The sequence below is a fragment of the Syntrophotalea sp. genome (assembly GCF_050253115.1).
GTDB lineage: Bacteria > Desulfobacterota > Desulfuromonadia > Desulfuromonadales > Syntrophotaleaceae > Syntrophotalea > Syntrophotalea acetylenica.
Genome location: NZ_JBFWJQ010000093.1, coordinates 1 through 10,100 on the forward strand (window position 1 = coordinate 1; position 10,100 = coordinate 10,100).

8 protein-coding genes and 1 pseudogene are annotated in these 10,100 nt (G+C 60.9%); all 9 read right to left on the bottom strand.

The window, feature by feature from the left end; translation table 11 throughout:
• Positions 1-477 (bottom strand): annotated as a pseudogene (locus AB7E65_RS09845) (hypothetical protein); the annotation flags it as partial.
• A gap of 28 nt (positions 478-505) precedes the next feature.
• Positions 506-1,369 carry a DUF58 domain-containing protein gene (locus AB7E65_RS09850; RefSeq protein ID WP_072286300.1) on the bottom strand — a complete coding sequence of 288 codons (864 nt, stop codon included), beginning with the start codon at positions 1,367-1,369 and terminating at the stop codon, positions 506-508.
• 15 nt (positions 1,370-1,384) lie between these two features.
• Complete coding sequence (locus tag AB7E65_RS09855) at positions 1,385-2,413, bottom strand: AAA family ATPase (RefSeq protein ID WP_072286299.1); 1,029 nt, start codon at positions 2,411-2,413, stop codon at positions 1,385-1,387.
• Between the two features lie 58 nt (positions 2,414-2,471).
• The gene (locus AB7E65_RS09860; RefSeq protein ID WP_072286298.1) at positions 2,472-3,527 is read right to left on the bottom strand and encodes a FecCD family ABC transporter permease; all 1,056 of its coding nucleotides are present in this window, start codon (positions 3,525-3,527) and stop codon (positions 2,472-2,474) included.
• Complete coding sequence (locus tag AB7E65_RS09865; RefSeq protein ID WP_083558514.1) at positions 3,511-4,617, bottom strand: ABC transporter substrate-binding protein; 1,107 nt, start codon at positions 4,615-4,617, stop codon at positions 3,511-3,513. The genes AB7E65_RS09860 and AB7E65_RS09865 overlap by 17 nt, the downstream gene beginning before the upstream one ends.
• Positions 4,559-5,335 (bottom strand): ABC transporter ATP-binding protein, encoded by a 777-nt coding sequence (locus AB7E65_RS09870; protein ID WP_072286296.1) that lies wholly within the window; start codon positions 5,333-5,335, stop codon positions 4,559-4,561. Before AB7E65_RS09870 ends, AB7E65_RS09865 begins: the two co-directional genes overlap by 59 nt.
• Positions 5,332-6,153 carry a hypothetical protein gene (locus AB7E65_RS09875; protein WP_320361114.1) on the bottom strand — a complete coding sequence of 274 codons (822 nt, stop codon included), beginning with the start codon at positions 6,151-6,153 and terminating at the stop codon, positions 5,332-5,334. The genes AB7E65_RS09870 and AB7E65_RS09875 overlap by 4 nt, the downstream gene beginning before the upstream one ends.
• 172 nt (positions 6,154-6,325) lie before the next feature.
• Positions 6,326-8,593: an ethanolamine ammonia-lyase gene (locus tag AB7E65_RS09880; protein WP_428745797.1), complete on the bottom strand. Its 2,268-nt coding sequence runs from the start codon at positions 8,591-8,593 to the stop codon at positions 6,326-6,328.
• A 105-nt stretch (positions 8,594-8,698) separates the two neighbouring features.
• Positions 8,699-9,823 carry an ABC transporter substrate-binding protein gene (locus AB7E65_RS09885; protein WP_428745798.1) on the bottom strand — a complete coding sequence of 375 codons (1,125 nt, stop codon included), beginning with the start codon at positions 9,821-9,823 and terminating at the stop codon, positions 8,699-8,701.
• Between the last annotated feature and the right edge of the window lie 277 nt (positions 9,824-10,100).

The window sequence follows — 10,100 nt, forward strand, 5'->3', positions numbered from 1 at the left end:
GGCGATGTCGGGACCGCTGTCCGTGGTTTCCGGTGCCGTGTTTTCCGGTGCGGCAGGTGTGATGCTTGTATCGGCGGGGACAGGGGCCGGAGATTCGACCGCGCTTCCGGCCGGGGCCGGGCCGCCATCGGCGAGCCGCACCACCAGCCATTTCAGGTCCGGTCGGGGTAGCACGCGCCGGCCATCTTCGCCATAGAACCACACATCGTTCTGGTAATCGGACCAGACACGTTCAAAACAGGCACGCCGCGCTGTCTCGGCAGGATCCGCCGCGCTTTCCGGCATGACGCCGGTTTCGGGTGATGCCTCGGCGGCAGGTTGGCGTTGTGCGTCTTCCGTGACGGGCAACGGTTGCGCCGCGGCCAGGGGCAAGGTTCCCGCCAGCAGCAAAAGGCTCAGCAGGACGAGGTGTTTGGCGGATCTTGAAAAGATCGTGCGTAAGCAGGTTTGGCGACAGGCGCAGGGATCATTCATCATCGTGTTTCCTCGACTTAAGCAGTGCGTATCAGAGTCTGGCAGCAAGCCGCCTGGCAAACAGGGTGTTGACACGGGCCTGGAGGTCGTTGGCCCCCACCGGCAGCAATGCCGAATCGATGCGGGCCCTGGCCAGGGCCCGCACGATGCGTTCCCGGTTCTGGCGGAGCAGGGTATTGAACTGGCGCTTATGGCTCAGGTCCAGAGGCATCTGGCGTCCGGACTCCATGTCCTGCAGGGTCAGCAACCCGTCCCCGATGCCCCTCAGCCGATACTCGGCTTCTTCAAGCACGTGCAGCGCCACCATTTCATGCGCCGGAAGGCGACTGTCGGCGGCATCCAGCAGCCCCCCGAGGCCGCCCAGATCGGTATGGAAATCGGAAATGATGACCCCCAGGCAGGAGCTCAGTCGCTTCATGACGAATTCCAGAGCAGGTGCCAGGCGCGTCTGGCGGCTTTTGGGTTGCGGCGTCTGCCGCAGTGCGGTAACCAGGCGATGAAACTGCCGCGGCGCGGCGCTCGGCGGATGCCAGGCCACCACCTGATCGGCAAACAACAGCAGCCCGCAGGGATTGTTGCCGCGCAGGGCGGCGTGAGCCAGGGATATGGCCAGATCGCAGGCCAGGGCGTATTTGCCGCCGAAGTGCATGGAGGGACTCACGTCGCAGATCAGCAGCAGGTTATAGGCGCTGTCCCTGAGGAACTCCCGAACGTAAAGTTCGCCGCTGCGGGCGCGCGCCTTCCAGTCGATGCGGCTCCAGCTGTCGCCGGGCATATATTTGCGCAGGCCCCAGAATTCATAGCCGGTGCCCTTGTCGTATCCTGCCCAGTCTCCGGCCATCTCGCTGCGCGGCGGATGCTTGAGCTGGATGGTAAAGTGGAAGCGTGGTTTCATGGTGTGAACCGTTCCTTATGGTTTCACCAGCGCGTAAGGCGCAACCGAGGCAACGATGTTCTGCAGCAGATCCTGCGCGCGGATGCCTTCCAGAATGGCGGCGTCGCTGAGAATCATGCGGTGTGCCAGCACCTGCATGACACAGGCATCGACATCCTCGAAGGATACGTAATCCCGGCCCCGTAAAAAGGCGAAGCCTTTGCAGTAGGCGATAAGATGTTCGCCGGCACGGGGCGACACCCCCACGGCAACAAAGTCGCGGATCGCCTCGGGCGCCTGTTGCGACTCGGGGCGGGTACGCAGGCAGAGCTCCAGGATGTAGGAGATCACTAACGGCGAGACCATGACGCGTTTGGCAACGTGGTGTTGCATGGCTACTACTTCATCCGGTTGCAACAGGCACGGAACGGCTTTTTGCAGTTCGTCGAAGTCAGTGCTTTTTTTCCTGAGCAGCTGTTCCTCGAATTCCCGGGGGGGGTAGCTCAGCGTGACCTTGGCAATAAACCGGTCCAGCTGGGCTTCCGACAGGGGGTAGGTGCCGAGCTGTTCCACCGGGTTCATGGTCGCCAGCACCATGAACAGCTCCGGCAGCCGGTACTGGTCGCGGTCGATGCTGACACGTTTTTCCTGCATCGCTTCGAGCAGTGCCGACTGGACCTTGGGCGCGGCGCGGTTGATTTCATCGGCCAGCAGAATGTTGCAGAATACCGGACCCTGGTGGAAGGTGAAAGTGCCAGTAGCCTGGTTGAAGATGGTGGTGCCGGTGATATCGCTGGGCAGTTTGTCCGGCGTGAACTGGATACGTTTGAACTCGCCGCCGATGGTGCGGGCGAAGGTGGCGACAGCGAGGCTTTTGGCCAGGCCCGGAACGCCTTCCAGCAGAATGTGCCCCTGTGCCAGCAGGGTGCAGATGATGGACTCGATCATGCGGTCCTGGCCAATGATGACTTTGCCGATTTCGGTCTCGACCTGCTGGATCCTGTGACGGAATTCCTCCGCGACGGACGGGTCGGCATGGCGGGGATCCCTGACTGTCTGGTTCATGGCGTTGCGGCCTCCGGTAAAAAAAGAATTTCATTCGGCACATGCCCGGTGAAAGGGGTCAGAAAAACACGAACTTGCGCCGGTCGCGAATGATCAGGTAAAGAAAAAACGGTCCGCCGAGCAGGGCCGTCAGCACCCCGATACGCAGCCCCCCGCCGCCCCACACCCGCACCGCGCAGTCCGAGTAGACGACCAGCGCACCGCCCAGTATCCCGGCGGCCGGGATCAGCAGGCGATTGTCGGAACCGACGAAGCTGCGCATGATATGCGGCGCGATCAGGCCGACGAACCCGATGGCGCCGGAGACGGCGATGGCGCCGCCGGTCAGCAGCGCGGCGACAAACAGCAGCATGTTGCGCGACAGGGTCACGTTGACGCCGAGGTTGGCGGCCATCTCTTCGCTGAGCATGATGATGTTCAGATCCCGCGCGTACAGCAGCGACCACAGGGTGCCCACAAGGGTGATGATCAGCACGATGTAGACGTGCTGCCAGCTGCGGTTGGTCAGGTCTCCCATCAGCCAGCCGACGATCTGGCGGGCCATTTCGAACTGATCCGTCGACAGGACGATCACCAGCGAGGTAAGCGCGCCGAAAATGGCGTTGAAGGCGATGCCGCCCAGCAGCAGGGTATAACGGGAGGTCAAGCCGCCGCTGGTGGCAATGCCCAGTACCACCAGCATCGACACGAAGGCGAACAGGATGGCGAAGGATGGTACCGCGTAGATGCTGGTGGCCGCCAGACCGATATAAATGGCGGTTACCGCTCCGAGGGCCGCGCCTGAACTGGTGCCGATAACCCCGGGGCTGGCCATGGGGTTTTTAAAGATGCCCTGCATGATGGTGCCGGCGGCGCCCAGGGCAAAGCCGACCATGACCCCGGTCAGGGTGCGGGGCACCCTGCCGAGCCAGACAATGGCTTCCAGCGCGGGATCGGTCGGCAGGTTCATATGCAGCATCCTGGATGCCAGGATGCGGGCGGTATCCTGCAGGCTGATGGCCCAGGGCCCGATACGGATCGACAGGAACATGCCCGTCAGCAGCAGTCCCATCGCGGCGATCGAGGCGGCGAAGCCTGTCAGGGAAAAACGGCGGTGCTCAGAAGGACGATTCATAAAGCAGCCCCGCCAGGTAGTTGATACTGGCCACCAGGTATTGGGAGGAACTCAGCAGGTAGACGGTTGGCATCTTGCGGATGTTCCCGCGGCGTATGGCGTTGGCGCCAGCCAGGATTTCCTGGCTGTAGAGCTGCCGGTCGAAACTGCTTTCCTCCGGCACGATGATCACATCCGGGTTCCACTGCAGAAGGGTTTCGTAGTCCACCTGTTTGAAGTTGCGAATCCCTTTGGCGGCGGCGATGTTGGTTACACCAAGGGCCTTGCACATGCTGTCGAAGGTGGTACCCGCCCCCGCCACGTAGGCCATGTTGTCATAATACAGTACCGAAGGCGGCCTGACGGTGCCGCTGCGCCGCCTGTTAACCGCCAGCTGGATGTCGCGCAGTTTTTCGTGCATGACGGCGACCAGCCTGCGGGCGGAAGCTTCCTCGCCGGTCAGCCGCCCCGCCAGCAGGATCTGCTCTTCGATGGCATCGAGATCGTCGAAGAAACCGAACTGCGCCATGGGAATGCGGGCGGTGCGCAGTTGATGGAGAAAGTTCTCGTTGGAAAAAAAGGAGGTCATGACCAGGTCGGGGCGGTAGCCGATGACGATTTCGGCGTCGTCGGTGCCGTAAGTCGGCAGGTTTTCGGGCAGCAATGTCGCCAGAAAGGAAAACTGCCGGTCCTTGCAGCTTTCATGCACCGCCACCAGGCGTTCATGGGGCAGAATAGCCCAGAGAATTTCGGTCAGCCCCGTGGCGTGAGGGATGATGCGCTTCGGCTGATGCTTCAGGATCACGGAACGCCGTTCTTCATGTATTTTATCCGTTGCGAAATCGTAACGGGTGAAGCGGTAGCTGACGTTGCGTGGGAAACCTTTTCCGGTCGCAAGCGCCGGCACACGGGTATCGCTCAACGCTCCCATCAGGGCATCCATCTCCAGAGGGAACCTGCGTGCGCTGCGGGCGGTCTCCGCGGCGGCGGCGCCGGCCGGCAGTGTTGCAAGGCAGGCCATGGCTAACACCATCACCGAGCCCAGGATGCGTCTAACGGTAGAACAGCAGCGAAACGCCATGCTCGGTTGCGATTTCCTCGACGCCGACATGGAAAACCTCCTTGATGCGTTGCTTGGCGAAGCCTTTCGCGGCCAGGCCGTGATAGTGGATCCGGCCCTGCTGCAGCAGGGTTACGGTGTCACAGTAACGTCGCGCAAGATCGAGATCATGGATGCTGATGAGGATGGTTTTGCCGGCATCGCGCAGGCCGGTCAGCAGATCCATGATCTCGAGCTTGTGCCGAATGTCCAGGGCGCTGGTGGGCTCATCCAGCAGAATGATCGGTGCTTCGGTGGCCAGCGCCCGGGCCAGGCTGACCAGTTGCGCTTCGCCGCCGGACAGTTCGTTGATCGGCCTGTTGCGGAATACCGTGGTGCCGGTGACCTGGAGAGCCTGTTCGATGATGTCCATGTCCCGCTGCCGCAGCCACTGCAGGCGTTTCAGGTGCGGGTGGCGGCCCATGGCGACAAAATCGGAAACCAGGATGGAAAAATCGAGGCGTGTATCCTGCTGCACCAGCGTCACCATCTGACTCAGGGTTTTGCGGGACAGGCGTCGGTAGTCGCGCCCTTCGATAAGTACCTGTCCCTGTTGCGGCTCCCAGATGCGGCAGAGATTGCGCAGCAGGGTGCTTTTACCGGAACCGTTGGGCCCGATCAGGCCGTGGATGGCGCCGGTTTCGAAACCGCAGCTGATGTCCGCCAGGATTTGATGGTCTCCAATGGCGAATCCGAGGTTTTCGACTTGCAAAATCGGTTGTGCCGTCATTCTTCCTCTTGCATCCGGTGGCGCAGGGTGAGTTGCCAGGCCAGCGGCAGGCTGAATTTGGACAGGGCGGTAAGCAGGGTTCCGCTCAGCACGATGCCCCACATCACGGCATGGCCGAGGCAATCCTGAAACAGGCCGGTGGTCAGGGTCGTTCCCCACAGCAGGACAAGTCCGGCGATCAACTGGATGTTCTGACTCATGGCGTGAATGCCCCAGAAATTTTCCGAAATGCGGCTCAGACGCCCGTGGCGCAGCTTGATCTCGATCAGCTTGAACCAGATGCGTCCCTCGGCGACCTGGGCCGAACCGTCGCAGATATGGTGCAGCAGGTACAAAACGATAAGCACGTAGCGCCCGCCCGCCATGGATCCGAACAGGGTGTTGAACAGAGGCGGGTAGCACAGCAGCAGGAGTATCGCACCCAGCGCCTGCCCGCCGCCCACCAGCGCCATGGCGCCGATCAGCTGCCGCACCTGGAGGCGGAGGTCGGCAAAACGCTCCAGACAGTCGACGAAGGCGGAAACCTTGACGTTGCTGATAAAAGTGATGCCCGGATAAAAGTATTTCGTCAACACGCCGAGAATCGCCGCGACCTTGAATTCGGTCTGGGCCATGGAAAACATGGTGTAGAGCACCGCCCCTTCCAGAATGCTTTTACCGAAAGTGTACAACAGGTTGCCGATCTCGCCATAGCGATAATAGGGACTTGATGCCAGGGCCTGCATCCAGAGAGCGGTTTTGTGCATGACTTCCCGCCACAGGGAGCGGGATCGGGGATGGGGCGCCGGCATGGAAGTGTTCAGAGCTGTTTCGGGCATAGACATATCCTGACGGCGGTCACCGGAAAGCCGGGCCGCGGGGATGCGGCCCGGTGATTTACGTTACAGAATCCGCATTCCGGCCGGAAGCAGGGGGCGGAACGTCGGGCAGAGGGAGGAAAAGCTGGCCCGGGCAACACCGCCCGGGCCGATTTCAGGGATAGGAGGCCTGTTACATTTCCATCAGCAGCTTGACCGTCTGGCGGGCGGCTTCGGCGGGAAGCAGACCCGTGTCGGAAATGCCGGACAGAACCTTGGACTGGTCGTGGTCGACCGCGCCGGCCTTGGCCCAGGTGCCAGGCTGCACCTTGACCAGATAGGCGGAGAAGGCATGATGGCCGCTGCCGGGGCGTTCGCCGATGATGTGAACGATGGCTTTGGGCTTGCTGCCGGCCTTGCCGTACAGGACTTCGCCGGCCTTGTAGCCAGCGCGCACCCGGCCGCCGGTCACGACGATGTTTTTGTCCGACAGGGACATGCCGGCTTTTTTACACTGTTTCTTCAGCTCATTGAGGTAAGGCATCAGATGCCCGTCATCCATGATGGCCCTGGCGTTCAGACCATCGGAAATCACTACCTGCACGTCGGGAGCTTTGCCGCCCCAGGTGGCTGACAGCTTCTGCAGGGTGGCCACGGCGGCTTTGGACAACTCTTCGCCGGTGGAAGGCGCGGCGATGTAGTTTTCGCGGTCGTGGGACTGGCTCTTGATGCTCACCGCGTTGGGGATGGAGTTGATGAATTCGGGGGTGAATTCGGCCCACAGGCTGACTTTGGCGTCGTCATACAGGTCGTGGATACGCTTGTTGGTGACCGGTTCCAGGTCCCAGATGTTTTTCCCGTAACCCACGGCCATGTCGACGCCGCGGCCGCGAACATTGGCAATCGACTTTTGACCTTCAGCGTAGATCTCTTTGAAGGACCGCTTGTCGCCCTTGGCCTGGCGGAATTTGTAGTAGACCCAGGCCGGGTCGCCGAAGTGTTTGGTCGGTTTGCCCTTGGCGTCGATGACTTCGATTTTCTGGAAAAATTTCCACATGGCGTCGTTGACCTTGAAGCCGAACTTTTCGCGCAGGCGGACATGGTCCTGGAAGCCGGTGGTCAGGTAGCTGAGCATCGGGTCATTGCGGGTAGGAAGGGCCATCAGATAGGCCGGGTTGGCCGGAGCGATCTGGTCCTGGCACCACTCCAGGTCGTCGAGGGTGACGGGCATGTGCAGGGTCGAGCAGATGTCAAGACCCAGCACCAGGCCGTGCAGTTTGCCCATGACGATATCTTCCAGACAGCAGCGAACCAGCTGTTCGCGGGTTTTGAACACCTCGGGACCGATGAAACCGGCAACGTCATTGAGGTGCAGCCAGACCTGGTCGGCGGGCACGCCCTTGGTTCTGGCGATTTCCTGCTGCAGGGCGCGGGCGAAGCCGTATTTGCGGGATTCATGCACCACCATGTCGAAGCCGTGGCCGTGGCCGTTGGTGTAGTCGGCCCCCTGGCCGGTTTCGAAATAGAGACCGTACGGACCTTTACGCATTTTCGCGTAGTCGATCATCTTCTGGATGGTCAGATCGAAGGTCTTGTTGGCGCTCTCGGTACCGGCCAGGCTCTGGAACCAGATGGCGGTGGAGCCGGGCACTTCCTTTTCGGCGGCGGCCTGGCCGTCGATGTGGGCCAGAACGCACCAGGGTACCGTCTTTTCGAGTTTGAAGGCCGTGACGATTTCCTTCAGGGCGTTTTCGACCCGCAAGGTGGCTTCAAGCTGGCTGTCGACCGGGTTGGTGCCGATAACGATATCGCCTACCGCGTAGGCGAAGCCGTTCAGAACCTGCAGCTGAATGTCTTCCTTGTTGTCGGTCGGCGAGTTGGGCTGGATGCGGGCGCTCAGATAGCCCTTGGCGCCGATTTTGGAACCGGGCAGGGTATTGAAGATTTTCTGGCCGACGCGAATCAGTTCGTCGTTGGACATGAGTTTGACCACCGAGCCGATCACATCGCTGTGCAGGCCGCCCATGATGGACTTGATGTCGGCTTCCGGTCTGGTGAGCAAAAAGTGCTTCAGCTCGCCCATGGTCATATTCTTGATCTTGTTGTATTTGGCCTTGTCGGTGGTTTTGCGGATCAGTTTTTCCTGCCCGTCCACAAACAGCGGGTTGTCATAAATGTCCTTGATTCTGGTGTTCGCCAGCAGCTTGCGGGCGTTCTGACGGGACATTTCGCTATCCGCGGCAACACCGAGCCCCTCGTCGCCTTCCTTGAAAGCGTTGGCGGCGCCGATGACCTGTTGATAAAGGCTCAGATCGAACTTGCCCTTGCTGCGATTGACATACTGAAACACATCCTCACCGGGCTTGATGCTGCCGATGGTGACGGCCCCGGCCATCCCGGCCAGGAAGGTCATTACCAGGGCGCCGGTAATGCCTGCTGCGAGTTTTCCCTTTTTTAACATTCGGTTACCTCCGTCTTGTCTGATGGGGCGATCCCGCCCGCCGCATAACGCGGGCGCGGGCAAAATCGGGTTATGCGGACGGCGGCGTGCGTCGCCCGCGACCGGTTATTGACGCTGTTGCCTGGCTTCTTCCCACATGGCGTTGAAAGCCTGTTCCGTTTCTTCGCTGAGAACCCGCCACAGGGCCACGGTTTTGAAATAGGCTTCGTCTCCCACATGGAACATGGCTTTTTCCTCGGCATTGAGGAGGTCGCCGGTATCGGCCATGACAGGTGAGACGCCCTGGGACTTGACCACATCGGCCTGCCTTTCGGGATCCAGGGAGAAATTGATCCACTCTTCGGCCAGGGTTTTGGTCATGTCTTTGGTCCCGGCGCCGAGATACCAGCAATCGATCCAGGCGGTGCCGCCCTCAGCCGGGGTCGCCAGGCGCCAGTTGCCGCCTTTAAGGTTGGCGGCCTGGGCGGCAAATCCCCAGGTGGTGGCCAGTGCCAGTTCCGGGAATTCGTCCGGGTTGGCGGCGCCGTCCCACAGGCTTCTGGCGTTTTTGGCCAAGGCGTTGAGCTTTTCCTGGACTCTCGCACGGTCGAGTTTGTTGATATCGAAGATGTCCTCATAGCCGTAGCCGAGGGCCAGGGCCGCGATCCAGACGTTGACCTTGGGGAAGTTGTTGTTGATGGTGTACTGCCCGGCGTACTGAGGATCCCACAGCACGTTCCAGCTGGCGGGTGCCTCGAAGACCTTGTCGCGGTTGTAGGCCAGACCGTAGGGGCCGCAGTTATAGGGCACGCCGTAGCGCACGCCATTGTGGAAGGGGGTCTGATCGTCGCGGAACACCGGCATCATTCTGGCCAGGTTCGGGATGTTGTTCACGTCCACCGGCTGCAGGTAATGGCTGCCTTCCTGGTAGGAAAAGAAACGCGGGATTTTGGGCAGCTCGATGGGCGGGGAGATCAGGTCCGCCGTGTTGTTTTTCACTGCCTGGAAAAATTCGTCCTGATCGGTGGGATTATGGATCTGCACGTCGACATCGACATTGTACTTTTCCCTGACCAGTTGCTGAAAATCTTCCACATAGGGTTTGGCATAGCCGGCCCAGCAGGTAATGCGCAGGGTTTCCTTGGCGGGCCGGGTGTTTTCCTGTTTGGTGCAGGCGGGGGTTAGCAGCAGGCTGCCGGCGGCCACCACGGCCGCCGTGGCGGAGACGGCTCCCCACAAGGTTCTTTTCATGACGTTCCTCCTGACGCGTGCGGGTTTCAGAAAAACGGCGTTGATATTTACCCGTCGCAGAGTTCCCGGGCTTCGGGCATGGCGCCGGCATCATGGCGGGGGCCGCATCGCGGCCCCGCCCATGCTTTGTTACGGGGACTTCCGTCCGGCTTTTTGTCGCCTGCCTAGAAAGCGAAGGTCAGGTTGAGGGCCGCGGCCGTCTCGGTGTCGATGAGGTCCTTGGCGGCCGAACTGATCGGCGACGAGAAAATGAAGATCGGGCTGATGGTCATCTGGT

Excerpts from the sequence above, each read along its gene's own strand:
- AB7E65_RS09850 (WP_072286300.1), bottom strand. The coding sequence starts at position 1,369 with ATGAAACCACGCTTCCACTTTACCATCCAGCTCAAGCATCCGCCGCGC.
- AB7E65_RS09855 (WP_072286299.1), bottom strand. The coding sequence starts at position 2,413 with ATGAACCAGACAGTCAGGGATCCCCGCCATGCCGACCCGTCCGTCGCG.
- AB7E65_RS09860 (WP_072286298.1), bottom strand. The coding sequence starts at position 3,527 with ATGAATCGTCCTTCTGAGCACCGCCGTTTTTCCCTGACAGGCTTCGCC.
- AB7E65_RS09865 (WP_083558514.1), bottom strand. The coding sequence starts at position 4,617 with ATGTCGGCGTCGAGGAAATCGCAACCGAGCATGGCGTTTCGCTGCTGT.
- AB7E65_RS09870 (WP_072286296.1), bottom strand. The coding sequence starts at position 5,335 with ATGACGGCACAACCGATTTTGCAAGTCGAAAACCTCGGATTCGCCATT.
- AB7E65_RS09875 (WP_320361114.1), bottom strand. The coding sequence starts at position 6,153 with ATGCCCGAAACAGCTCTGAACACTTCCATGCCGGCGCCCCATCCCCGA.
- AB7E65_RS09880 (WP_428745797.1), bottom strand. The coding sequence starts at position 8,593 with ATGTTAAAAAAGGGAAAACTCGCAGCAGGCATTACCGGCGCCCTGGTA.
- AB7E65_RS09885 (WP_428745798.1), bottom strand. The coding sequence starts at position 9,823 with ATGAAAAGAACCTTGTGGGGAGCCGTCTCCGCCACGGCGGCCGTGGTG.